Annotated in this window: 25 protein-coding genes; 18 read left to right on the top strand and 7 right to left on the bottom strand. The window is 61.5% G+C overall.

Annotated features, from left to right (window positions below):
* The first annotated feature begins 107 nt into the window (after positions 1-107).
* From M0654_RS12025 to M0654_RS11980, 10 genes are all read left to right on the top strand, one after another.
* A complete protein-coding gene (locus tag M0654_RS12025) occupies positions 108-836 on the top strand; it encodes a helix-turn-helix transcriptional regulator (protein ID WP_248683280.1) in 729 nt (242 codons plus the stop codon).
* Positions 837-1,205: 369 nt separating this feature from the next.
* Positions 1,206-2,378 (top strand): Mrp/NBP35 family ATP-binding protein, encoded by a 1,173-nt coding sequence (locus tag M0654_RS12020; protein ID WP_248683279.1) that lies wholly within the window; start codon positions 1,206-1,208, stop codon positions 2,376-2,378.
* A 236-nt stretch (positions 2,379-2,614) separates the two neighbouring features.
* Entirely contained in the window at positions 2,615-3,586 is a 972-nt protein-coding gene (locus tag M0654_RS12015) for a magnesium transporter CorA family protein (RefSeq protein ID WP_282571615.1), read from the top strand.
* Between the two features lie 16 nt (positions 3,587-3,602).
* On the top strand, positions 3,603-5,501 hold the full coding sequence (locus tag M0654_RS12010) for a potassium transporter Kup (protein WP_248683278.1): 1,899 nt from the start codon (positions 3,603-3,605) through the stop codon (positions 5,499-5,501).
* A gap of 130 nt (positions 5,502-5,631) precedes the next feature.
* Entirely contained in the window at positions 5,632-6,831 is a 1,200-nt protein-coding gene (locus tag M0654_RS12005; protein WP_248683277.1) for a cell wall hydrolase, read from the top strand.
* Positions 6,832-7,084: 253 nt separating this feature from the next.
* Positions 7,085-7,444 (top strand): AtpZ/AtpI family protein, encoded by a 360-nt coding sequence (locus tag M0654_RS12000; RefSeq protein WP_118848820.1) that lies wholly within the window; start codon positions 7,085-7,087, stop codon positions 7,442-7,444.
* A 61-nt stretch (positions 7,445-7,505) separates the two neighbouring features.
* Positions 7,506-8,258 carry a F0F1 ATP synthase subunit A gene (locus tag M0654_RS11995; RefSeq protein WP_118848821.1) on the top strand — a complete coding sequence of 251 codons (753 nt, stop codon included), beginning with the start codon at positions 7,506-7,508 and terminating at the stop codon, positions 8,256-8,258.
* A gap of 66 nt (positions 8,259-8,324) precedes the next feature.
* Entirely contained in the window at positions 8,325-8,552 is a 228-nt protein-coding gene (locus tag M0654_RS11990) for a F0F1 ATP synthase subunit C (protein WP_037158317.1), read from the top strand.
* Between the two features lie 83 nt (positions 8,553-8,635).
* Entirely contained in the window at positions 8,636-9,247 is a 612-nt protein-coding gene (locus tag M0654_RS11985; RefSeq protein ID WP_118848822.1) for a F0F1 ATP synthase subunit B, read from the top strand.
* Positions 9,248-9,252: 5 nt separating this feature from the next.
* Positions 9,253-9,738: a F0F1 ATP synthase subunit B gene (locus M0654_RS11980; RefSeq protein WP_118848823.1), complete on the top strand. Its 486-nt coding sequence runs from the start codon at positions 9,253-9,255 to the stop codon at positions 9,736-9,738.
* Positions 9,739-9,836: 98 nt separating this feature from the next.
* On the opposite strand, the gene M0654_RS11975 is transcribed toward M0654_RS11980, so the two are convergent.
* Both M0654_RS11975 and M0654_RS11970 read right to left on the bottom strand, forming a co-directional pair.
* On the bottom strand, positions 9,837-10,505 hold the full coding sequence (locus M0654_RS11975) for a ribonuclease HII (RefSeq protein WP_248683276.1): 669 nt from the start codon (positions 10,503-10,505) through the stop codon (positions 9,837-9,839).
* 165 nt (positions 10,506-10,670) lie between these two features.
* Complete coding sequence (locus M0654_RS11970) at positions 10,671-11,828, bottom strand: PA0069 family radical SAM protein (RefSeq protein ID WP_248683275.1); 1,158 nt, start codon at positions 11,826-11,828, stop codon at positions 10,671-10,673.
* Positions 11,829-11,953: 125 nt separating this feature from the next.
* On the opposite strand from M0654_RS11970, the gene M0654_RS11965 reads away from it, so the two are divergent.
* Entirely contained in the window at positions 11,954-12,469 is a 516-nt protein-coding gene (locus M0654_RS11965) for a glycosyl transferase (RefSeq protein WP_248683274.1), read from the top strand.
* On the opposite strand, the gene moaB is transcribed toward M0654_RS11965, so the two are convergent.
* The 4 genes from moaB to M0654_RS11945 all read right to left on the bottom strand — a co-directional run bounded on the left by moaB (position 12,470) and on the right by M0654_RS11945 (position 16,951).
* Positions 12,470-13,018 carry a molybdenum cofactor biosynthesis protein B gene (gene moaB / locus M0654_RS11960; RefSeq protein ID WP_248683273.1) on the bottom strand — a complete coding sequence of 183 codons (549 nt, stop codon included), beginning with the start codon at positions 13,016-13,018 and terminating at the stop codon, positions 12,470-12,472.
* Between the two features lie 17 nt (positions 13,019-13,035).
* The gene (locus M0654_RS11955) at positions 13,036-13,938 is read right to left on the bottom strand and encodes a 4-(cytidine 5'-diphospho)-2-C-methyl-D-erythritol kinase (RefSeq protein WP_248683272.1); all 903 of its coding nucleotides are present in this window, start codon (positions 13,936-13,938) and stop codon (positions 13,036-13,038) included.
* On the bottom strand, positions 13,938-15,773 hold the full coding sequence (locus M0654_RS11950) for a tetratricopeptide repeat protein (protein WP_248683271.1): 1,836 nt from the start codon (positions 15,771-15,773) through the stop codon (positions 13,938-13,940). The genes M0654_RS11955 and M0654_RS11950 overlap by 1 nt, the downstream gene beginning before the upstream one ends.
* Before the next feature lie 161 nt (positions 15,774-15,934).
* Complete coding sequence (locus tag M0654_RS11945; RefSeq protein ID WP_118848829.1) at positions 15,935-16,951, bottom strand: polyprenyl synthetase family protein; 1,017 nt, start codon at positions 16,949-16,951, stop codon at positions 15,935-15,937.
* Positions 16,952-17,050: 99 nt separating this feature from the next.
* Between M0654_RS11945 and M0654_RS11940 the strand changes: the two genes are divergently transcribed.
* Positions 17,051-17,284, top strand: a complete 234-nt coding sequence (locus M0654_RS11940) for a putative signal transducing protein (RefSeq protein ID WP_118848830.1) — start codon at positions 17,051-17,053, stop codon at positions 17,282-17,284.
* Positions 17,281-18,084, top strand: coding sequence for a tRNA1(Val) (adenine(37)-N6)-methyltransferase (locus M0654_RS11935; protein ID WP_248683270.1), 804 nt, complete (start codon positions 17,281-17,283; stop codon positions 18,082-18,084). Before M0654_RS11940 ends, M0654_RS11935 begins: the two co-directional genes overlap by 4 nt.
* Here M0654_RS11935 and M0654_RS11930 read toward each other — a convergent pair.
* The gene (locus M0654_RS11930) at positions 18,047-19,387 is read right to left on the bottom strand and encodes an Nramp family divalent metal transporter (protein WP_248683364.1); all 1,341 of its coding nucleotides are present in this window, start codon (positions 19,385-19,387) and stop codon (positions 18,047-18,049) included. The genes M0654_RS11935 and M0654_RS11930 overlap by 38 nt on opposite strands.
* Before the next feature lie 171 nt (positions 19,388-19,558).
* Between M0654_RS11930 and M0654_RS11925 the strand changes: the two genes are divergently transcribed.
* The 5 genes from M0654_RS11925 (at position 19,559) to aroA (ending at position 23,688) form a co-directional block, all read left to right on the top strand.
* Positions 19,559-20,425 (top strand): S49 family peptidase, encoded by an 867-nt coding sequence (locus M0654_RS11925; protein ID WP_248683269.1) that lies wholly within the window; start codon positions 19,559-19,561, stop codon positions 20,423-20,425.
* A 24-nt stretch (positions 20,426-20,449) separates the two neighbouring features.
* Positions 20,450-20,641, top strand: coding sequence for a hypothetical protein (locus M0654_RS11920; RefSeq protein ID WP_118848834.1), 192 nt, complete (start codon positions 20,450-20,452; stop codon positions 20,639-20,641).
* A 76-nt stretch (positions 20,642-20,717) separates the two neighbouring features.
* Positions 20,718-21,671: a glycine--tRNA ligase subunit alpha gene (locus M0654_RS11915; protein WP_248683268.1), complete on the top strand. Its 954-nt coding sequence runs from the start codon at positions 20,718-20,720 to the stop codon at positions 21,669-21,671.
* 97 nt (positions 21,672-21,768) lie between these two features.
* Positions 21,769-22,320: a LemA family protein gene (locus M0654_RS11910; protein WP_248683267.1), complete on the top strand. Its 552-nt coding sequence runs from the start codon at positions 21,769-21,771 to the stop codon at positions 22,318-22,320.
* A 108-nt stretch (positions 22,321-22,428) separates the two neighbouring features.
* Positions 22,429-23,688: a 3-phosphoshikimate 1-carboxyvinyltransferase gene (gene aroA / locus M0654_RS11905; protein WP_390920160.1), complete on the top strand. Its 1,260-nt coding sequence runs from the start codon at positions 22,429-22,431 to the stop codon at positions 23,686-23,688.
* The last annotated feature ends 17 nt before the right edge of the window (positions 23,689-23,705 follow it).

Below are 23,705 nucleotides of genomic sequence, written 5' to 3'. Positions count from 1 at the left end.
GACGCCGGCCTTAAGGCTGATGCGAACGCATAGGCAAAAACAGATTACCTTTCACCATTGAAGGCCACGCCGTTTCGGCGCCCATAGATAAAATCGAAGCAGATCCAATGATTCACGCTGGCGACGACGCTAGAAAGCACATTTACGATAGTGTCGAAGAGATCGGCCAGTTGAAGACGCAGTTCGAGGTGCTCCGCTTCATGAGGGGCATCGCCGAGCTTTACGACTGTCGCACCTTCCTAGTGCTGAACCTGCCACCAGCCACCTCGCTCAACCTGTCGAGCAACACAATCATCACGAACTGGCCCGTCGACATGCTCGCGACCTTCGACCGCGAAGGGTTGATGCAGACCGGCGCGCTGCTTCGGCGCCTGCGCAAATCCACGGTTCCCTTCACCTTCGATCTCGAACAGTTGGTGGCCGAGCGTGACAGCCCGCTCTCCCGCAACGTCTTCCAATCGTTCGGCGTGGTACGCGGAGGGTATTTCCCCGTGCATGACGTGATGGGCACCCGCGGCGCCGTTTCCTTCGCAGGCAGTGGCCCGCTGTTCGATGGCCAGCAGATGATGGAGCTGATGTATATCTCCATCCATGTCTTCCAGCGGCTGGCGGAACTTCGAAATCTTGATTCGCGGCAAACGGAAGTGCTGACGGACCGGGAAACGGATTGTCTCAACTGGACGGCCGCCGGCAAGACGAGCGCCGAAATCGCCGGCATCCTCAATCTGTCTGAGCATACGGTGAACCACTACCTCAACCGGGCAGCCCGCAAGCTCGATACGGTGAACCGTACCCAGGCCGTCGCCAAGGCTCTTCGTATAGGCCTCATCAAGTAACAGTTTGATGTGCTGCACCTGCGTAAAAACGCGGCAGCGCGTGTGCCAAAAGCAGCAATAACTGCTTCAAAAATAACATCATGCTGCGCTGCAATCTTCGGGATGTAAAAGAGAGCTTCGGAATGCTTGGTGCATGCGAGCCATCTTCCAGCTTGGCATATTTTGTGCTTACCTACACGTCAGGTCCAGAGGGGACTGAAAGGCGCACGAAGAGGCGCAATCAAGAAGGAAGCCGTCCGTTCCGTGCGCCTGCTGGCTGCCGACGGACGGCTTTATCCTTCTTGCCCTCGGCAAACCCGAACTCCTATATAGCCGGCTGGAACCGCTTGAGCTTTTCGAGCGGCAGGGCGCATGCTCGGGAGTGGTAAAATGTCGGGTGTAACGAAGGAACAGGTTCTCTCGGTTCTGGGCAAGGTCCGGGGGCCCGATCTGGAAGGCGACATCGTCTCGCTGGGCATGGTGTCGGACATCTTCATCTCCGACAACAAGGTTTATTTCTCCATTACCGTGCCGGCGGCGCGGGCTAACGACCTGGAGCCATTGCGGTCTGCAGCCGAACGCAGCGTCAAGGCAATCCCTGGCGTCACGGGCGCATTGGTAACATTGACCGCCGACCGTAAGGCCGGTGAAGCCGCGCCTGCCGCGCGACCACAACAACGGCCGGCCGCGGAGCGACATAGCCACGGTCATGCCCATGGCCACAGCCACGCGGCCCCGGGAGCACCTGCGCAACGGGAAAAGACCGGTGTTCCGGGCGTTGGCGCGATCATCGCAGTTGCCTCGGGCAAGGGGGGCGTCGGCAAGTCGACGACGGCGATCAACCTGGCGCTCGGTCTGCAGGCGAATGGCCTTCGCGTCGGTATCCTCGACGCCGACATCTACGGTCCGTCCGTTCCGCGGCTCCTGAAGATTTCCGGCCGCCCGCAGCAGATCGAAAACCGCATCATCAAACCCATGGAGAACTACGGGCTGAAGGCCATGTCGATGGGCTTCCTGGTGGATGAGGAAACCGCGATGATCTGGCGCGGGCCGATGGTCCAGTCCGCCCTGATGCAGATGTTGCGCGAGGTTGCCTGGGGAGAGCTTGATGTTCTCGTCGTAGACATGCCGCCGGGCACCGGCGACGCGCAGTTGACGATGGCCCAGCAGGTGCCGCTGGCGGGTGCGGTGATCGTCTCGACGCCGCAGGATCTCGCGCTCATCGATGCGCGCAAGGGCATCGCCATGTTCCGCAAGGTCGAGGTGCCGTTGCTCGGCATCATCGAGAACATGAGCTACTTCCTGGCTCCCGATACCGGCATGCGTTACGACATCTTCGGCCATGGTGGTGCGCGCGGCGAGGCGGACCGTATCGGCGTGCCATTCCTTGGCGAAGTGCCGCTGACGATCGATATCCGCGAGCGTTCCGACGCAGGCACGCCGGTCGTTGCTTCGGATCCGGAGGGCGCGTCTGCCCAGATCTACCGCGACATTGCCGCAAAGGTCTGGTCGCAACTGCAGGAGCGCACCCCGCGCAAGGCCCCGGCTATCGTCTTCGAATAGATAAGGGGGCCGCGTTGTGCGGCCTCTGCTGAAAGAAATTATACGCCTGCCTGCTATTGTGCTGGTCCGCAGCACCCGAGATGTGCCTGTGAAAGGCCACGCGATGCCCCACTTGATTATGACAATGCCTGTCATTATAGCCGCGTGCCGCAGGCCAGCGGGCTTTCGTCCAGGTGGACGGAACGCAAGCCTGCCTTTCCCGTTCAAGGCCGACGGATTTCGGCCGGAGACACTGCTTGATCAACGCCTATAGCGCCGACGGCACAACAACTGAACTTGTGCCGACTGAAGTGCCGCAGCCGCTTCGGGACGACATCGTCTGGCTCGATCTCGTGGAGCCAACACCACAGGAAGACGCTTTTGTTGAAGGTCTTCTGGGCATCCCGATCCCGACCCGGGATGAATTGAAGGACATCGAGCCTTCCAGCCGTCTTTATATACAAAGCAACTCGGTGTTCATGACTGCGTCGTTGGTCTACCGCGCCGATAGCGAAGACCCGCACCTGACGGATGTCGCCTTTATCCTCTCCGGAAACAGGCTGGTGACGGTGCGCTACGCCGAACCGAAGAGCTTCCAGTTGTTCATTGCAGCACTCGGGCGGGTGCCGGAAGGAAAACGGGACGGGACGACGCTGCTTGCCCGCCTGCTCGAAACCATCGCGGACCGCACGGCGGAGATCCTCGAGCACACTGTCGACCATATCGACAAGTTGTCGACCGACATCTTCCGCGACCGGGGCAAGCGCCGCCCGCCTCATTATCTTGAAAGCAAGCTTGCCAAGATCGCCGAAGCCCACCGGTTGGTGGCCAAGGTGCGCGACAGCCTCGGTTCGCTGTCCCGTCTCCTGACCTTCCTGATGAATGTGCCGCACATGCAGGCGGACAAGGGCGACAGCAGCTTGTGCGCCACCGTTGCCCATGACGTCGAAACGCTGTCGGAACATGCGTCCTTCGTTGCGGGCAATATCTCGTTCCTGCTTGATGCCTCGCTCGGCCTCATCAATGTCGAGCAGAACGCCATCATCAAGATTTTCTCGATCGCCTCGGTGGTCTTCTTGCCGCCGACGCTTGTCGCATCCATCTATGGCATGAACTTCCATTTCATGCCGGAGTTGAACTGGCATCTCGGATATCCGCTCGCGCTTTTTGCGATGCTGATGTCCGCAATCATTCCCTTCTTCATCTTCCGTTGGAAAGGCTGGCTCTAGCAGGCCAGGCACCCTTATGGGTCATCCCGCAGAAATTCATGCCGCCCCTGCCAAGGCGCAGGGGCTCTTCGCGCTCGCCTTGGGGTCCGTCGGTGTCGTTTATGGCGACATAGGCACGAGCCCCCTTTATGCATTCCGCGAGGCCCTGAAGCCGATCGCCCATGATGGCGTCACCCGGCTCGAGATCGTCGCCCTGATCTCGCTGATGATCTGGACGCTGACCATCATCGTCACCTTCAAATACGTGCTCTTCCTGCTGCGCGCCGACAATGACGGGGAGGGCGGCACGCTCTCGCTTCTGGCGCTGCTGACGAAGTCCGCCGCCGGCCACCGTGCGCTGCTGATGCTGCTCGGGCTCGTCGGGGCCGCGCTGTTTCTTGGCGATGCCATGATCACGCCAGCGCTGTCGGTGCTGTCGGCCGTCGAGGGCGTCAAGCTCGTCGCGCCGGGCTTGACGGACGCGATCCTGCCGATCTCGGTCGTCATCCTGATTGTGCTGTTTGCGATCCAGTCCAAGGGGACCGGGCTCGTCTCGCGCTTCTTCGGCCCGGTCACCGCGGTCTGGTTCATTGTCATGGGAGCGGGCGGCATCATCCATATCTCGGATGACTACGGCATCCTGTCCGCCTTCAATCCCTGGCATGCGCTCGAATTCATGCTGCACGAAAGCTTCGTGGGCATTGTGGTGCTGGGTGCGGTCTTCCTGACGGTGACGGGTGCCGAAGCGCTTTACGCCGATCTCGGCCATTTCGGCCGCCGGCCGATCCAGTGGGCGTGGTTCGTGCTGGTGTTTCCGGCGCTGACGCTGAACTATCTCGGGCAGGGGGCTCTGGTGCTGAAGCACCCAAATGCCATGTCCGACCCCTTCTATCTGATGTTCCCGAACTGGGCGTTGCTTCCGGTCGTCATCCTGGCGACGGCAGCGACCATCATCGCCAGCCAGGCCGTCATCACCGGTGCCTTCTCGCTTGTGCGCCAGGGCATCCACCTCGGTTACCTGCCGCGGATGCAGATCCTGTTCACCTCCGAGACCAACACGGGGCAGATCTTCCTGCCATCGGTCAACACGCTGTTGCTTATCGGCGTGATCGCACTGGTGCTGGGCTTCGGAAGCTCCGAGTCGCTTGCCACCGCCTATGGTATCTCGGTCACCGGTGCCATGGTGGTGACGACCCTGATGGCGTTCGAGTTCGTGCGCCTGAAGTGGAAATGGCCGCAGACACTGGCGATCGCCGTTCTTTCGCCACTGCTGGCGCTGGAACTCATCTTCCTTTGCGCCAATCTTCTGAAAGTCCATGACGGCGGCTGGGTGCCGGTGATGATCGCCATCATCTTCACCATCGTCATGTGGACCTGGAAGCGGGGCACCGCGATCCTGTTCGAAAAGACCCGCCGCATCGACGTGCCGCTCGAAACCTTCATCCCGATGGTGGAGAAGAAGAGCGACCATGCGCCCGTATCAGTGCCGGGCGTCGCGATCTTCCTGACCAGCGATCCAGAGACCGCGCCGGCAGCACTGCTGCACAACATCAAGCACAACCATGTCCTGCATGAGAAGAACGTCATCCTGACGGTCGTGACCGTGAACAAGCCGCGCGTCGCGCTGGAAGATCGCTACAGGATCGAGAAGCTGTCCGATCGCTTCACGCGCGTGGAACTGCGCTTCGGCTTCATGCAGTCGCACAATGTCTCACAGGCGCTCGCTTACCTGAGGAAGACCGGATTCAAGTTCGACATCATGTCGACGTCCTTCTACCTTGGCCGCCGCAAGCTGGTGCCGGATGCAGCCTCCGGCATGCCGATCTGGCAGGATCGGCTGTTCATCGCCATGGCCAATACCGCAACCGATCCGTCTGACTACTTCCGCCTGCCGGCCAACCGCGTCGTCGAGCTCGGCTCGCATGTGATCATCTGAGGAGCGCCCGCTAACATTGATGTGAAGATGCTAAAAATGCGGATGTTCCAAGCCCTTATCTGGCAGGCGTTAACTGCTCATCAAGGTTAATGAGTGATTTTCATGAGGTCTTTAGTGCCTTGTGGAGTTGATGGTTTTGCGTGCGAAGAGCGTACTGCGTCGCAGGTCCCCCGTTCGGTCGATCAGCCTCGGCCGGATCAAGGGTTGGACCTCCCCGGCCGTCTTCGGCCTTGCTTCTTGGCTTGTTTTTCCGTCTGCGCCTGCGCATGGCGACCTGAGCGACCTCCTGAGCGGGTTCGGTGCCGCCGACCAATGGCGGATGGTGCTGACGGATTCACCGGCGGGATCCATCCATCAGGCATCGCTTGCATTCCCCGGCGTGCGGACTGCCGTGTCCGGCAATGCCGGCCTTCAACTGCCGAACGGCCAGAAGATCGCGCTTGTCGACGAGAAGGACGGTCCTTCCGAAGCGACGCCCGACGAGGATCGCGTGACGCGCGGCGCCAAGAAGGGCCGCATCGTCGCTGTCGAACCCATGCTGCCTCCGCGGGCCTTTTCGGCCGGGTCGATTCTGGAGCGGCACAGCTCGCTCGTTGCGCCCGTGGATGAAGCAACCGAGTTGACGGCCTTCGCCAAGGTCGACCTTGAGGACACGGAAGTGGAACTGGCTGCCTTCTATTTCCGCAAGGACGAGACGTCAAAGCCGGATGACGACATGCTGCCGATGGTGGCAAGCCTTGTTAATAATGACACAGCCGATGTGCTGGCGACCGCCTATGCCCCGCCGGCGCCGGATTTCTCCAAGCAGTCGCCGTTTGACGCGATCCTCGCCGACAAGCAGAAGCCCGGCCGCTTCATTCCGCCGATCAGCCCGGATGACCACGCCTGGGCCGCGACGCCGTTGCCGCCCGAGTCGTTTACGGCCAAGCAGCAGCAGTGCCTGGCGTCCGGCATTTACTTTGAGGCGAGAGGGGAATCGGTGCGCGGCCAGGCCGCCGTGGCGCAGGTCATTCTCAATCGTGTCCGTAACCCGTCTTATCCGGGCACCATCTGCGATGTCGTTTATCAGAACGAAGACTGGCGCAACCGCTGCCAGTTCTCCTTTGCCTGCGACAACATCAAGGACCGCATCCGCTCTCAGGAACACTGGAAGGTGGCGAAGGAAGTGGCGATGGCGGTGACGGCGGGCAAGATCTGGCTGCCCGAGGTGGGATCGGCGACGCACTATCACGCCACCTATGTGCGCCCCAACTGGGCGCGCACGATGAAGAAGGTCGGGCGCATCGGCCTGCATGTCTTCTACCGCACCTATGGCGGCGGCTGGAGTTGAGGCGCCGGCCTTGGCGATAAGCGTGCGATTCCCGCGACAGTTTTACCCAGCCGCGGTTGTAGGGCAAATAAGCTATTGATTCGTCTGAATTAATTAACCGCTTGTGGAGAGGCTTGAACGCCTTGACTATGAGAACGGGCAAAACTATGTTGCGCGCGACTTGAAAACGGGCCTGAAGGCGCAAAATCCCACGCTGGCTGCACTTTTAGGGCAGTCCGCCGGCTACTGAAGAGACCGGCAGGGGAGGAAGCGCATGACGGACGACCGAAACGAAAGTCTGGAAGAGCGCCGGAGGCGCCTTTCTGCAGCTCTTGCAGAAAGGAAGGCCGAAGATGCTGCCGAGGCGAAGCGGGACGCGCAATCTGAAGAAAGCCGGAAGGGCATGGCCCTTGGCTTCAAGATTTCCTCCGAGTTCATCTCTGCAGTGGCTGTTGGCGCCGTTCTAGGCTTTCTGCTCGACCGTTTTGCCGGCACGTCGCCATGGGGGATGATCGTCTTTCTTCTTCTTGGCTTTGGTGCTGGCGTTCTGAACGTGCTTCGCGCTGTGGGAAAGGTGGCTCCGTCCCCTTTCGCTCAGCAGGAAGCTAAGGATAAGAAGCGCGACGGCTCTTGAAGTCTTGCGTACGCGAATAAGAAGCGAGCCGCGGCGAGCGGCGAAGGATAAGAGGTAGACGGTGGCAAACGATCCGATCCATCAGTTCCAGATCAGCAAGATCGTTCCGATCGAGATCGGCGGCATCGACTTTTCCTTTACGAACGCATCGCTCTTCATGGTTGCCACGGTCGCTTGCGCTGCCGGCTTCCTGTATTTCGCGACTTCGCAGCGTGGCCTGATCCCGGGTCGTGCCCAGTCCGTCGCGGAAATGTCCTATGAATTCATCGCTGGCATGTTGCGGGAAGGCGCGGGCAGCCAAGGCATGAAGTTCTTCCCGCTTGTGTTCTCGCTCTTCATGTTCGTGCTGACTGCAAACCTGCTCGGCATGTTCCCGTACTTCTACACAGTGACGAGCCAGATCATCGTGACCTTTGCCCTGGCGCTTCTCGTCATCGGCACGGTCGTTGTCTACGGCTTCTACAAGCATGGCCTGCATTTCCTCCAGCTCTTCGTTCCGAGCGGCGTTCCCGGCGCGCTCCTGCCGCTGGTTGTTGCCATCGAAGTCATCTCGTTCCTTTCCCGCCCTGTGTCGCTCTCGGTTCGTCTTTTCGCGAACATGCTGGCCGGCCACATCACGCTCAAGGTCTTCGCAGGCTTCGTAACCTCGCTTGGTGCCCTCGGTGCGCTTGGCGTAGGTGGCGCGATCCTGCCTCTCATCATGACCGTCGCTCTGACCGGTCTCGAATTCCTCGTCGCCTTCCTCCAGGCCTATGTCTTTGCGGTGCTGACTTGCATGTACCTCAACGACGCGGTCCATCCTGGCGGGCACTAAGGATAACGACATTGGCGTCCTAGGCGTCAGTCTACAGCCGCAACAACCATTTCGAAGGAGTTTCTCATGGAAGCGGAAGCAGCAAAGTTCATCGGTGCAGGTCTGGCTTGCTTTGGCATGGCCGGTACGGCCCTCGGCCTCGGCAACATCTTCGGCAACTACCTGTCGGGCGCCCTGCGCAACCCGTCTGCCGCTGACAGCCAGTTCGGCCGCCTGGTATTCGGCTTCGCCGTTACGGAAGCTCTGGGCATCTTCTCGCTGCTCATCGCTCTCCTGCTGCTCTACGCAGTATAAGACCTGACCAGGGATTGGGATCGCGGCCGCTCCAAAACAGCGCGCCGTGATCTTTCGCATTTAGACTACACCTGGAGGTGATGATGTTCGTGACCTCGGCATATGCGCAAACCGCGCCGGCCGCTACTGACCAGAATGCAGCGCCCGCTGGCGAAGTGCATACCGAAACCGGCGTTGCCCACGAGGCAGAGCACGGTGGCGGCGTTTTCCCGCCTTTCGACTCGACGCACTTCGCGTCGCAGTTGCTTTGGCTCGTCATCACCTTTGGCCTCTTCTATCTTCTGATGAAGAAGGTCATCGTTCCCCGCGTCGGTGGCATTCTCGAACACCGCCACGACCGGATCGCACAGGATCTCGATGAGGCTGCTCGCCTCAAGGCAGAGGCTGATGCCGCTGTCGAGACCTATGAGCGTGAACTGGCTGCTGCCCGTGCGAAGGGCAATGCGATTGCTGAAAGCGCTCGCGAAGAAGCCAAGACCAAGGCTGCTGCCGACCGCGCCGCGATCGAAGCTGAACTCAGCGAAAAGCTCTCGGCTGCCGAAACGCGCATCGCCGAGATCAAGGCTCAGGCATTTGCCGAAGTTGGCCAGATCGCAGAAGAAACCGCGTCCGCCATCGTCGATCAGCTGATCGGTGCGAAGGCGACGGGCGACGACATCAAGGCTGCCGTTGCAGCCGCGAAGACGGGAGCCTGATCATCATGGCATTCGATGCAACATTTTTCGCACTCGTTGGCCTCATTCTCTTCCTGGCGCTCGTTATCTACCTGAAGGTTCCGGGCATGATGGCCAAGTCGCTCGACGAGCGCGCGGCCAACATCCGCCAGGAACTCGACGAAGCACGTCGCCTGCGTGAAGAAGCCCAGGGCCTGCTTGCTGAATATCAGCGCAAGCGCAAGGAAGCAGAAGCCGAGGCCGCACAGATCGTGGCTGCCGCAGAACGCGAAGCCGCTGCGCTGACGGAAGAAGCACGCGTGAAGACGGAAGAATTCGTCGCTCGCCGCAACGCGCTTTCCGAGCAGAAGATCCGCCAGGCCGAAGCTGACGCCATCGGTGCCGTTCGCGCCGCAGCCGTTGACCTCGCCGTCGCTGCTGCCGAAAAGGTGATCGCAGCAAAGGCCGACAGCGCCACGCAGGACGCGCTGTTCAAGGATGCCGTCGGAAGCGTTCAGACCCGTCTGAACTGATCGCGAACAACCAGACAAAATTCAAAGGCCGGGCAAAACCCGGCCTTTTTTGTTGCGCTGTGGAATGGTGAGGCGTCGGGCCGCCCTTCGGCTGGCGCTTAGCTTTCCGGTAGAACATCCTTGCGCAGCGGCCGGAAGCTCATGCGGTGCAGCACGCAGGGCCCGTGCTTCTCGATGCCGGCGCGGTGCTGCGGCGTGCCGTAACCGGCATGGCTCGCAAAGCCGTACCCGGGAAACACGATATGCGCCCGGGTCATCATGCGATCTCGCGTCACCTTGGCGATGATGGAGGCGGCAGCAATCGACAGCGACCGGGCGTCACCCTGGATGACGGCCTTGCCGGCGCAGCAGAGGCCCTGGGGAACGTCGCGACCATCCGCAAGGACATAAGACGGCGTCACCGCCAAGCCCGCTACTGCGCGCCGCATGGCGTCAAGGCTCGCACGCAGGATGTTGCGCTCGTCGATATGGCGCGGGCCAGACGCCGCGATCGAGACTTCTGCCGTCGCCATGATGGCTTCGAACAGTGCCTCGCGCTGGTTGGCCGTCAGTTGCTTGGAATCGTTGAGGCCGTCGGGGATGTTGTTCGGGTCTAGAATGACCGCGGCTGCCACCACCGGACCGGCAAGCGGGCCGCGCCCGGCCTCGTCCGTGCCCGCTACCGGCCAATGGCCTGCCTTGCGGGCCTGAAGCTCCAGGCTGAAATCAGGAACGAGCGGAACGTCTTCAAAAAGTGAAAGAGAATCGGGTGACGTGCGAGGCAACATGGCGGCAACCTCGCACGTCGACCCGACCTCCTGCAACCCCCGGCGGGGCGAGTGCGGCATCGCTCTCCACCGAGGGGCGGCGGTGGAACCGGGGTGTTTCCGACGCGGAACAGGACGAGCGCGTCGAAACCGAGAATTAAGAGTGCGGCCGTGACAGCTTGTCTGTCAGAGCAGCGACAACTGGATGCCTCCGCCGTCTGGCCGCACGAAGATGTCGTCACGCAATGGCAGGCCGCGCCGCGTCATGCCCAGCCGCTTGGTTGCCATCTCGAACCGGCGGCCAATCTGCCAGGCATAGGGACCAGCGCCCTTCATCCGCTTGCCGAACTCCGCGTCGTAATCCTTGCCGCCTCGCATCGAACGGACGAGCGACATCACGTGGCGGTAGCGGTTCGGGTAGTTCTGCAGCAGCCAGTCGCGGAAGAGGGGGCTCACCTCCAGCGGAAGGCGCAACAGCACGTAGCTCGCCTCGGTGGCGCCCGCAGCATGTCCCGCCTCAAGGATGCGCTCGATCTCGTGATCATTGAGCGCTGGGATGACCGGAGCCACCAGCACGCCCGTCGGAATGCCCGCGTCGGTCAGCGCCTTGATCGCGTCGAGCCGCTTGGGTGGCGTGGAAGCGCGAGGCTCCATCGTGCGGGCCAGTTTCCGGTCGAGTGTCGTCACCGAAATCCCAACCTTCACGAGGCCCTTCGCCGCCATGTCCGACAGGATGTCGATGTCGCGGGTGATCAGTGCAGACTTGGTAACGATGGCAACGGGATGGTTTGCCTTCTGCAGCACTTCGAGAATCTGCCGCATGACGCGCCATTCGCGCTCGATTGGCTGGTAAGGATCGGTGTTCGTGCCGATGGCGATCGCCCGCACCTTGTAGTCCGGCTTGCTGAGTTCGCGTTCCAGAAGTTTAGGCACATCCGGCTTAGCGAACAGCTTTGCCTCGAAATCGAGCCCCGGGGACAAGCCCATATAGCTGTGGGTCGGGCGGGCAAAGCAATAGATGCAACCATGCTCGCAGCCGCGATAGGGATTGATGGAGCGGTCGAAGGAAACGTCAGGCGACTCGTTGCGAGTAATGGCCGTGCGAGGCTTTTCGACCTGCACATCCGTCTTGAATGGCTCGAGCTCCTCAAGCGTCTGCCAACCATCGTCAAAGGCTTCGCGCCGCTCGCCCTCGAAACGACCGGTCGGGTTCAGTCCGGCGCCACGACCACGCCGACGGTCGACGTCAACTCTCAGGCCTGTGGCCTGGACCATCGCATCGGCAATATCAGCCGTATGGGCAGGCGCGAAAGCGGCCTGCCGCAGTTGGGACAGTTCGTTCATGGGACACTCCTGGAGGCACGCCTCCAAACCTGATGCTGGATTCGTAGCGCCGAAATGAGAACAATGCAAGAACAAACTTCTGGAACAAACTGGCGTTCGGTTGTGCGATGCAGTAGAGCAAGAGGATGCTCACGGTCCTCATGGAATGCCGAAATCAGGAATCGGAACTGGCCCAGACGCTGTCGGTGCTTGTCTCCGGCGCCGTCGAGGGCCTCATCAGCGACGTTATTGTTCTGGATCACGCTTCGACCGATGGTTCTTCGCGCGTGGCAGATGCCGCGGGCTGCCGCTTCCACACTGGGTGGGATCTTCCATCGGTGCTGAAAGAGGCTCGCGGGGAATGGTTGCTGCTCCTCGAACCGGGCGCTCGCCTGCAATCCGGCTGGATCGAAGAAGTGCTGGAATATCTGGCGCTCAACCGTCGGCCGGCGCGCTTTTCGCCAGCGCGGAACTATCGCCGGCCATTGCTGCAGCGAATCACCCGCAAGGCGACGCCGCTTGAACAGGGGCTGCTCTTGCCCAAATTCATGGCGACCGCAGAGGGCGAGGCAGGCAGGGGGCTGGAAGCGTTGGCGAGGGGCGTCAAGCCGCTCAAGCTCAAGAGCGAGCTGATCCCGGCCTGGGTCGCTGCGGCGCGCTGACTACTTGCCGCTGCGGCGCAAGTGTTCGTCCAGTCGCGGCATGATCTCGATGAAGTTGCATGGCATGTGCCGGTAATCGAGCTGCGCCTTCAGGATGCAATCCCACGCGTCCTTGCAGGCGCCCGGCGAGCCGGGAAGCACGAAGATGAAGGTGGCATTGGCCACGCCACCGGTGGCACGCGACTGGATGGTCGAAGTGCCAATCTTGTCATAGGAAATGCGGTGGAAGACTTCCGAAAAACCGTCCATCCGCTTCTCGAACAGTGGTTCAAGCGCTTCCGGCGTCACGTCGCGGCCGGTAAAGCCGGTGCCGCCGGTGGTGATCACCACGTCGATCTCCGGATCCAGCGTCCAATCGCGCACCTGCGCTGCGATCTTCTCCTTGTCGTCCGGAACGATCGCCCGCGCCTTCACCTCATGCCCCGCCTCGGTGATTCGCGCGACGAGCGTATCGCCGGAGCGGTCGTCGGCGAGGGTGCGGGTGTCCGACACCGTCAGCACGGCAATTCCAACGGGGATGAAGGGGCGGGTCTCATCAATCCGGCTCATGATCGCTCCTTTGTGGGTTACGCGCCGACCGTCTGCGCGGCCTGAAAATACCAGTCAGGCCGCTTGGCGGCGAGGTTGGCGGCGGCGTGTTCTGCAGCCTCGGCATTGCGGAATATTCCGAAACAGGTCGCCCCTGAACCGGACATCCGCGTCAGCAACGCGCCCTCGGCCTTGATCTCGGCCGAGAGCTGCTCAACCTCCGGAACAAGCAAACGCGCCGGCGGCTCAAGATCATTGCGCAACCGGTGGAGAACATCCATCCAGTCGCCGTCGAGCGCGCCGATCGGATCATTGTTCTTGTTCGGCAGGCGTCGGAAGATTTCGGGCGTTGAAACGCCAACCAGCGGATTTCCCAGCACCACCGGAAGGGACGGAAGCATTGGAAGAGGTGTCATCTCCTCACCGATCCCCCTGGCCAGCAGCGGCTCGCCCTTGAGGCACATCGGGACATCCGCGCCAAGTGAAAGTGCCAGCGTGGCAAGCACGGCCTCAACAAGCTCTGCATTCCACAGGCGAAGCAGGCCGCGGATCGCCGCGGCTGCGTCGGCAGACCCACCGCCGATGCCTGCGGCGATCGGCAGGTTCTTTTCCAGATGCAGCGCCACGGGCGGCGCCTCATGCCCGGCGTCCTGCAAAGCCTGCCGCAGACGGTCCCGGGCCCTCAGCACAAGGTTTTGCGTGGCATCCGTGGGGTGGAGCAGATGCCCGAATCGCCCGGAAACATGGAAGCTGTCGGCTTCAGCGGGTGCAAAATGAAGGCGATCGCCTTTGTCGGCGAAGGTCACGATCGTCTCGAGCAGGTGATAACCATCAGCCCTTTGCCCCACGACATGCAGGGCCAGGTTGATCTTTGCAGGCGCAAGTTCAAAAAAGCCCGCCTTCTGGGCGGGCCTTTCCTGGTTCAAGCTATTGGAAAGCATCAGGACTTCTTGTCCGGAGCAGCGGGCGCCGGTGCAACGGGAGGCGCAGGCTCGGTCTGGCTGCGATCGGCCGTCGTCGCGTTCGGATCAAGCGGCGCCAGACCCTTCTCGATCTTTTCCTTAACCTGCTCGCGGTTGATGTCTTCGCCTTCCGAGATCAGCGCCCGGTTCCACTGGTAGACCGCTTCGAGCTTGCGGCCGACCTGCCAATAGGCGTCGCCCAGGTGGTCGTTGATGGTCGCGTCACTGGCGCGCAGTTGCACGGCGCGTTCGAGCTCCGTCACGGCCTCCTCAAACTTGCCCATGCGGTAATAGGCCCAGCCGAGCGAATCGACGATGTAGCCGTCATCCGGCCGCGCATCGACGGCCCGCTTGATCATGTCCAGGCCCTCTTCGAGGTTCTTGCTCATGTCGACAAGCGAATAGCCGAGATAGTTCAGCACCTGCGGCTGTTCCGGATTAAGCTCCAGTGCGCGACGGAAGTTCGGCTCGGCCTTGTCCCACTGCTTCAGGCGCTCATAGGCAATGCCGCGCTGGAAAAATACGGTCCAGTCCGATGGGCGCGGCACGGGGCCGATCTTCTCGACCGCCTTGTCGTAATTCTCCGCCATGGCCTTGAAGTCCTTGGCCTCGGACAAGACGCTGCCATAAGCGATGTAGCTGCGCAGGTCCGACGGATCGGACGCGATCAGCGCCTTCAGGTGCTCCTTGGCTTCTTCCACCTTGCCGGTGGTGGAAAGTGCCAGGCCAAGCTGCAGTTCGGAAACCCGGCGCATCGGCGAATCAGCCGGCACGCGGGAATAAAGCTCGATGGCGCGCTCCGGCTTTTCAAGCTTTTCGGCGAGGCCGCCGAGCAGGATCAGCGTATCCGGGCTGTTCGGGTCCAACGCATGTGAAACCTGCAGGTAGAGCGACACCATGTCCTCGGCGCCCTGGCGGTTCAGCGCACCGCCGATGGAAAACAGCACGCCGGCCGCACCTTCGGCAGCGGTGGTCACCTGCTGGGCCGGCTTTTCGCCCTTTTCAATGCTTTGGCGAAGCGCCTTCAGCGGTGCATAGTTCGCAACCGCCGTGTCGCCGACGGAAATCGCGTCGAGCGCCTTCTGCTTGTTGCCGGCAGCCGCTTCCAGACGGGCGAGCGCCATTACGGCGCGAATGAACGTATCCGGCGCTGTGGCAATGGCTTCCTTGTTGGTGACGGCGTCGTTCAGGTGCCGCCGGGCAGCGGCCGTGTCGCCCGCAACCAGGGCCATGGCACCCAGATGATAGTCGGTGAAGACCTTGTACCATGCCGGACCCTTGAGGCCGGAAACGGTCGACATCGCCTGCTTGGCCTTGCCGGCGCCGACATCGGCCCAGGCTCCGAGCAACTGGTGGGTCAACCGGTCGAGATCGTTCGGGCCCTTGTAGGCGAGGATCTTCTTGGCTGTTTCAAACTTCTTGTGGCGCAGCGCATCCAGGCCGCGGACGATCTTGGTGATCCGCTCTACCGAGCCGTCACCCTTCAGGTTCTCGGCTTCCTTCAGACCGTCCTCGAAATCGCCATTGAGTAACAGCGAGATCATCAGCCGTTCGCGGATTTCCAGATTGGCGGCATCAAAGCTCAGCGCCTTGCGGTATAGCGCAATGGCCGTTGGGTAATCATGGTCGACATCGGCAGTACGGGCAGCGAGGAACGCGCCGGAAAAGGAGTTGATGTCGCCGGGACCGAATTCGGTCACTTCCTCTGTGTCCGGTTTTGCCTCCGGCGTCGCAGCACTGGCGAGGCTTCCGAATGCCAGAACGGCCGCGAGTGCTGCACTTGAGAGCAGAAGGAGGCTGGAATTCCGCCGCATCGAATTGCCTTTCATGTAGAGCCGTGTGCCGCCGACGAACCGGGGCTTGGTAGCTCATTGATTCATGAACAGAATGGCTTTTTTGAAGCACGTCCGCAAGGAAATCTCCGGCACCGCAGGGCCCGCGATGCCGTCACATTCCGTTGAGGCCGAAGGCTTTCTCAGTTCACGCGCTGGATCGAGAAGTCGATGACTTCCAGCAGGGCGGACTTCAGCGGCGAGGTCGGCAGCGGCGCAAGTGCATCGCGGGCGATCGTGCCGTAATGCAGGGCGCGGCCGATCGTGTCGTTGAGCGCGCCATACTTGGTGATGAGGCCGAGCGCCTTTTCGAGATTTTCCTCGCTGCTCTCACCCTGTTCGATCGACTGGCGCCAGAAGGCGCGCTCGTCTTCGGTGCCCCGGCGATAAGCCAGGATGACCGGAAGCGTGATCTTGCCCTCGCGGAAGTCGTCGCCGACATTCTTGCCGAGGTCGGCAGCCTTGCCGCCGTAATCGAGTGCGTCGTCGACCAGCTGGAAGGCGTAACCAAGGTTCAGGCCGTAGGACTTCATCGCCGCGCGCGCACCCTTGTCGGCATTGGCGATGATAGGGCCTACTTCGGCGGCGGCGGCAAACAGCGCGGCCGTCTTGGCGCGAATGACCGAAAGATAATCGTCTTCGGTCGTTTCCATGTTCTTGGCGACCGAAAGCTGCAGCACTTCGCCTTCGGCAATCACGGCCGCGGCGGATGCGAGAACGTCGAGCGCTTCGAGCGAGCCGACTTCGACCATCATCTTGAAGGCCTGGCCGAGCAGGAAGTCGCCGACAAGTACGCTCGCCTGGTTGCCCCAGATCGTCCGTGCAGTCGACTTGCCGCGACGAAGGTCGCTTTCGTCCACGACGTCGTCGTGCAGCAGGGTGGCGGTGTGCATAAACTCGACGCTGGTCGCGAGTTTCACATGCGCTTCGCCGCGATAGCCGAACAGCGTGGCGGACGCGAGCGTCAGCATCGGCCGCAGCCGCTTGCCGCCTGACGAGATCAGGTGGTTCGCCACTTCCGGAATCATCTGGACGTCGGAACCTGCCTTGGAGAGAATGAGCTGGTTCACGCGCTCCATGTCGCCCTTGGTGAGATCCACCAGGGGTTTGACGGAAGCGTGTTTGTTTTTGCCTTCTTCAAGCGGTATGACGACGCCCAACGGTCAGGACTCCTATCGAATTTTTCCAAGGACAATAGAAAGCCGCGTATAGGGCGGCAAGGGCAAATCGCGCCCTGCGACGTTTAAGGAGCACCCAGCATGCAGGAAATCATCCGCACGAACGATATCGTGGTCTTGTCGCTGGCCGAGAGCCTGATGAAGGACGCCGGTATCCACAGCATGGTGGCGGATCAGTCCATGAGCGTGCTCGAAGGGTCGCTCGGCTTGCTGCCCCGCCGTTTCCTGGTGGAGGAAGACCGGGCCGACGAGGCAAGGCGAATCCTGAAGGATGCCGGGCTCGAGGCGGAACTGAGGCCGCAGCGAAAGTCATGAGCACAACCTTCACTGTGGATGCCTTTCATCGGGGCGCCTTCCATGTGATGCAGCCGAAGGGGGGAGGGCACCGCTCCGGTGTCGATGCCATGCTGCTGGCTGCGCTGGTGGCGGACGACAAGCCGATCCATGTGGCTGATCTTGGCGCAGGCGCCGGTGCGGCAGGCCTTGCGGTCGGATCGCGGCTGCCAAGTGCGCGGATCGACCTGATCGAGCGGTCGCCGCTGATGGCGGACTACGCGCGTCGTTCGCTGGCGCTATCCGAAAACGCAGTGCTTAAGGACCGCGTTCACGTGATCGAAGCGGACGTGACACTGACAGGCAAGCCGCGTATCGCTGCCGGCCTGTTGGATGAGATCTACGACCACGTCATCATGAACCCGCCGTTCAACGACGCCTCCGACCGCAAGACGCCGGATGCGCTGAAGGCGGATGCACATGCGATGACGGAGAACCTGTTCGAGACCTGGATCCGCACCGCGGGCGCAATCATGAAGCCTGGCGGCCAATTGTCCCTGATTGCCCGGCCGCAATCGGTGGCCGAGATCATCCAGGCCTGCGGCAAGCGATTCGGCGGGCTGGAGATCACCCTGCTTCATCCGCGGCCGGACGAGAGTGCTACGCGGCTGTTGCTTACCGCCATCAAGGGGTCCCGGGCGCGGCTGACCTTCCGGGCACCGCTCGTGGTCCATGGGCCGGACGGCCATGCTTTTGCGCCATTCGTGGATGACCTGAACAACGGTCGCGCCGCTTATCCCCGGCTCAGCCCAAGACGAAGTCCATCACAAGCTTCACGTTAAGGCCGGCGATAGCCACTGCAATGGCCCAGGCTATGGCGGATAACCAGCGTGGCGCAACAAGCTCGCCCATCTTTGCCTTGCTGGCGGTAAACATCACCAGCGGGAAGACGGCAAACGACAGCTGAAGGCTGAGCACGACCTGCGTCAGGATCAACAGTTCAGCCGTGCCTGCGTCGCCATACCAGATTGCGACGAAGCCTGCCGGAATGATGGCGATGGCCCGGGTGATCAGCCGGCGCAGCCAGGGCTGCAGCTTCATTTTCAGGAAGCCTTCCATGACGATCTGACCGGCAAGCGTTGCCGTTACCGTCGAGTTCAGGCCGCAACAGAGAAGCGCGATGCCGAAGAGGGTGGGGGCGATCGCCATGCCGAGCAGCGGTGCAAGCAGCGAATGTGCCTCCCCGAGGTCGGCCACCTCCGTCCGCCCCGTGCCGTTGAAAGCCGCTGCGGCCAGGATGAGGATCGACGCGTTGATCAGCAGCGCGAAGGTCAGGGCTACAGTCGAGTCGACCGTAGCAAAAGCCAGGGCTTCCCGCTTCTCCGGCAGCGTCTGCCCGTATTTGCGGGTCTGCACGATGCCGGAATGCAGGTAGAGGTTATGCGGCATCACAGTCGCACCAAGGATGCCGAGCGCGAGGTAGAGCATCTCCGGATCGGTGACAATCTCGGTAGAGGGTAGGAACCCGCGGATCACGCCGCCCCAATCCGGGTCGGCAAGAAAGATCTGGATGCCGAAGCAGAGCGCGATCACGCCAAGCAGCGTGATGATGAAGGCTTCCACCCAGCGGAAGCCGAGCCTTTGCAGGTAGAGGATGATGAAGACGTCGAGCGCGGTGATCAGCACGCCAAGCTCGAGAGGAATACCGAAGATCAGCTTGAGGCCGATGGCCGTTCCGATGACCTCGGCAATATCCGTGGCGATGATGGCAATTTCCGCCAGCGCCCAGAGCGGCACGGCAACCCATTTCGGGAACGCGTCGCGACAAGCCTGCGCCAGGTCGCGGCCGGAAGCGATCGCAAGCCGGGCACAGAGCGACTGCAGGACGATCGCCATCAGGTTGGATAGGAGCGCGACCGCAAGCAGCGCATAACCGAACTTCGAGCCGCCGGCGAGCGAGGTCGCCCAGTTGCCGGGATCCATGTAGCCGACCGCCACCAAATATCCGGGACCGGCAAACGCCGCGATGCGGCGCAGTTTGGAGCTATGGCGGGCGACATCGACGGTGCCGTGGACATCAGACAAGGACGCTTCGCCTCGGCTAAGGCGCCATCCTCCGTCTGTTCCCGAACCTCGCATGTCCATTCCACGGCCTCGCATGATCTTTGGTGACATCAATATGTTCTTTTCAAATGATAATGCTAGTCATTCGCAACAAGATTTCGACCTGATATTCTGCTGGCATCGGGCAAAGCCATTGCGTTTGGGGAATCCGCACATACATGCTGAGGCGGCTCGCACGGAAAAAGGAAGAAAATGGCCGCGTTCTTGAAGAGGTTGATGCCCAAAAAGTTCCGCAAGAAGGGGATGGTTGTCCCCGTAGTCCGGTTGCACGGCGCAATCATGACGGGCGGAAGCCAGTTCAAGCCGACGTTGAGCCTCGCCAATGTGGCGCCGATGCTGGAAAAGGCCTTCTCCAACAAGGAGACGCCAGTTGTCGCGCTGTCGATCAATTCTCCGGGCGGCTCACCCGTGCAGTCGCGCCTGATCTTCCAGCGCATTCGCGCGCTTGCCGAAGAGAAGAACAAGAAAGTCCTCGTTTTCGTCGAGGATGTCGCGGCCTCGGGTGGCTACATGATCGCGCTCGCCGGCGACGAGATCTTCGCCGACCCCACCTCGATCGTCGGCTCGATCGGCGTCGTCTCTGGAGGTTTTGGTTTCCCCGAGCTCCTGCGCAAGATGGGCGTTGAGCGGCGCGTCTACACCGCCGGTGAAAACAAGGTCATCCTTGATCCCTTCCAGCCTGAGAAGGAAGGCGACGTCGAATACCTGAAGTCGCTGCAGCTCGAGATCCACAAGGTCTTCATCGAAATGGTCAAGATGCGGCGCGGTGAACGCCTGGCCGACGACACGACGATCTTCTCTGGTCTGTTCTGGAGCGGCCAGCGCGGCCTCGACCTCGGGCTGATCGATGGGCTTGGCGAAATGCGCGATGTCATCAAGCGCCGTTACGGCAAGGACGCCAAACTGGAACTGATCGGTAGCGCCCGCACGATCTTCGGGCGCCGGGTTCCGGGCGTCGTCCTCGGTGACGCAGACGCATCGCAATTGGCCGCGGGTGCTGCTTCGGGGCTTGCCGCAAGCCTCGAAGAAAAGGCATTGTGGAGCCGATACGGGCTCTAAGGCGGCAGGGGATTTCAAGGGGAAATGGCACAACTAATTTTCATGATCATCCTCATCGGCGGAGGGTGGCTGCTCTACAAGAAGTTCATCAGGGATGCCGAGCGGCTGGCGTCCCGTTCCCGCCGCGAGGAAACCGAACGTCGCACTGGCGCCATGGGCACGCTGGAAAAGGATCCCGTCACCGGCGAGTACCGGGTAAAGAAGGAAGAGGATTAAGCCGGACAGGCTTTAAACCTTGACCGGTGGCATGGAGCGTGGCACTCGTCCGCATCCTTCAACTGAAGATATTGCCATGACCGTAGTACCCGATCACATGTCGCCGACCCGTTCCTTCCAGGGTCTGATCCTCGCTCTCCATAACTATTGGGCGGACAAGGGATGCGCGGTGCTGCAGCCCTACGACATGGAAGTCGGTGCCGGTACATTTCATCCGGCAACCACGCTGCGCGCGCTGGGCCCCAAGCCCTGGAAGGCTGCCTACGTGCAGCCGTCGCGTCGTCCGTCGGACGGCCGTTATGGCGAAAACCCGAACCGTTTGCAGCACTATTACCAGTACCAGGTGATCCTGAAGCCGAACCCGCCGAACCTGCAGGAACTCTACCTCGGTTCGCTCGCGGCAATCGGGCTTGATCCGCTCCTGCATGACGTGCGTTTCGTCGAGGACGATTGGGAAAGCCCGACGCTCGGCGCCTGGGGCCTTGGCTGGGAGTGCTGGTGCGACGGTATGGAAGTGTCGCAGTTCACTTACTTCCAGCAGGTCTGCGGCATCGAGTGTTCCCCGGTTGCCGGCGAACTGACCTACGGCCTTGAACGCCTTGCCATGTATGTCCAAGGGGTCGACAACGTCTACGACCTGAACTTCAACGGCCGCGAGGGCGAAGAGAAGATCTCCTACGGCGATGTCTTCCTGCAGGCCGAGCAGGAATATTCACGGCACAATTTCGAATATGCCGATACTGCCATGCTGCATCGTCATTTCGAGGATGCCGAGAAGGAGTGCCAGGCGCTGCTCGCCGCCGGCGCACCCGGCTCAAGCGCCAACCAGATGCTGCACAAATGCGTCTTCCCGGCCTATGACCAGTGCATCAAGGCAAGCCACGTCTTCAACCTGCTGGATGCCCGCGGTGTTATCTCGGTCACGGAACGCCAGAGCTATATCCTGCGCGTGCGCACACTCGCCAAGGCTTGCGGCGAAGCTTTCCTGCTCACCGATGCAGGTGGGGCGAACTTCGGCCAGGCCGCCTGAGGAGGCCTGGCTTTACCAACTTCGCGTTGTTTGACCGCCTTGCGAAAGTGTGGCTAGTTTCCGCGCGGAATGGGGCGCATATCTGGGGGAATCGCGCATGTATATCTTGATCGGCATTCTTGTCGCCGTCGCGCTGTATGTCGTTATGATCTATAACGGCCTGGTCAAGGCTCGCCAGATGGCGGAGGAAGCCTGGTCCGGCATTGACGTGCAGCTGAAGCGCCGCGCCGACCTGATCCCGAACCTGATCGAGACGGTGAAGGGCTACGCCTCCCACGAAAAGAGCACGTTTGAAGAGGTCGTCCGGCTGCGCAACCAGGCGCAGGCCGTACCGTTGGGCGATGTTGCAGGTCGTGCCCAGGCTGAAGGCCTGCTCGGCCAGGCGCTCGGCAAGCTTTTTGCGCTGGCGGAAGCTTACCCTGACCTCAAGGCAAACCAGAATTTCGCGGAGCTTCAGGCCTCGCTCGAAAACCTGGAAAACGAGATCCAGATGTCGCGCCGTTATTACAATGGCGCCGCACGCGACCTGAACGTCAGGGTCGAGAGCTTTCCCAACAACCTCATCGCCGGCCAGTTCGGGTTCTCGAAGAAGGAATATTTCGAGATCACCAACGAAGCCGACCGCGCCGTTCCGAGCGTCAAGTTCTAGGTCACGCATTGGCCTTTGCCTCGCCACCGTCTAAGAGCGGCGAGGAAGGGAACTAGGTGCCTCCGGCCGGGCTGGAGTGCGCCGCCAGTGGCAGAAGAAGCAATGATCATGGGCAGAGCCAAACTCACCGTCGTACCACCGGGCAAGCCGTTGATCGGTCGCGCCATCCCGCCGGGCTCGAAGTCCATCACCAATCGCGCGCTGCTTCTCGCAGGGCTTGCGAAGGGGACGAGCCGGCTGACGGGCGCGCTGAAAAGCGATGACACGCGCTACATGGCCGACGCCCTTCGTGCCCTTGGCGTCGTGGTGGATGAACCGGATGCCACGAGTTTTGTGGTGACGAGCACCGGCAAACTCGAGCCGCCGGCCGCGCCGCTTTTTCTTGGCAATGCCGGAACCGCGACCCGCTTCCTCACCGCCGCATTGGCGCTTGGCAACGGCCGTTATGTCGTTGATGGCGATGAGCATATGCGCAAGCGCCCGATCAAGCCACTGGTCGATGCGCTGCAGTCGCTCGGCGTCAAGGCCGAGGCGCCGACGGGCTGCCCTCCGGTGACGATAGACGCGACAGGCGCCTTCGCAAGCGACAAGGTCGTCATCGATGGCGGGCTTTCCAGCCAATATGTCTCGGCGCTACAGATGGCGGCCGCCTGCAGTTCGGCGCCCTTCACCATCGAACTTGCCGGTGCCGATATCGGCGCACGCGGTTACATCGACCTGACTCTCGCGGCGATGCGCGCGTTTGGGGCTGAAGCGGAGCAGACGTCGCCGTCGTCCTGGCGCATCCAGCCGACGGGCTATCGCGCAGCGGATTTCACCGTCGAGCCGGATGCCTCCGCCGCAACCTATCTCTGGGCAGCGGAAGTGCTCACCGGCGGCAAGATCGACCTCGGCGTTGCCAACGAGGAATTTACCCAGCCGGACGCGAAGGCATACGACATCATCCGCCAGTTCCCGCATATGCCGGCGGAGATCGACGGCTCGCAGATGCAGGATGCCGTGCCGACCCTTGCCGTGCTTGCGGCCTTCAACGAGCAGCCCGTGCGCTTCGTTGGCATTGCGAATCTCCGAGTCAAGGAATGCGATCGCATCCGCGCGCTTTCGCTGGGGCTGAACGCCATCCGCGATGGCCTGGCGCGGGAGGAGGGCGATGACCTCATCGTGTTCTCGGACCCTGCTCTTGCCGGACAGGTGCTGCCCGCCGCGATCGATACCTTTGCCGATCACCGGATCGCCATGAGCTTTGCGCTGGCAGGCCTCAAGATCGGCGGCATCACGATCCTGGATCCGGATTGCGTGGCAAAGACATTCCCGAGCTATTGGGACGTCTTGTCCTCGCTCGGCGTATCTTACACGGATATCCAATAAACGCAGCGGCAGAAGCC

Source organism: Neorhizobium turbinariae (genome assembly GCF_023223505.1).
GTDB classification, from domain to species: domain Bacteria; phylum Pseudomonadota; class Alphaproteobacteria; order Rhizobiales; family Rhizobiaceae; genus Neorhizobium; species Neorhizobium turbinariae.
Note: the sequence above shows the minus strand (reverse complement) of the source record. Positions and strands in the feature narration are given on the sequence as shown.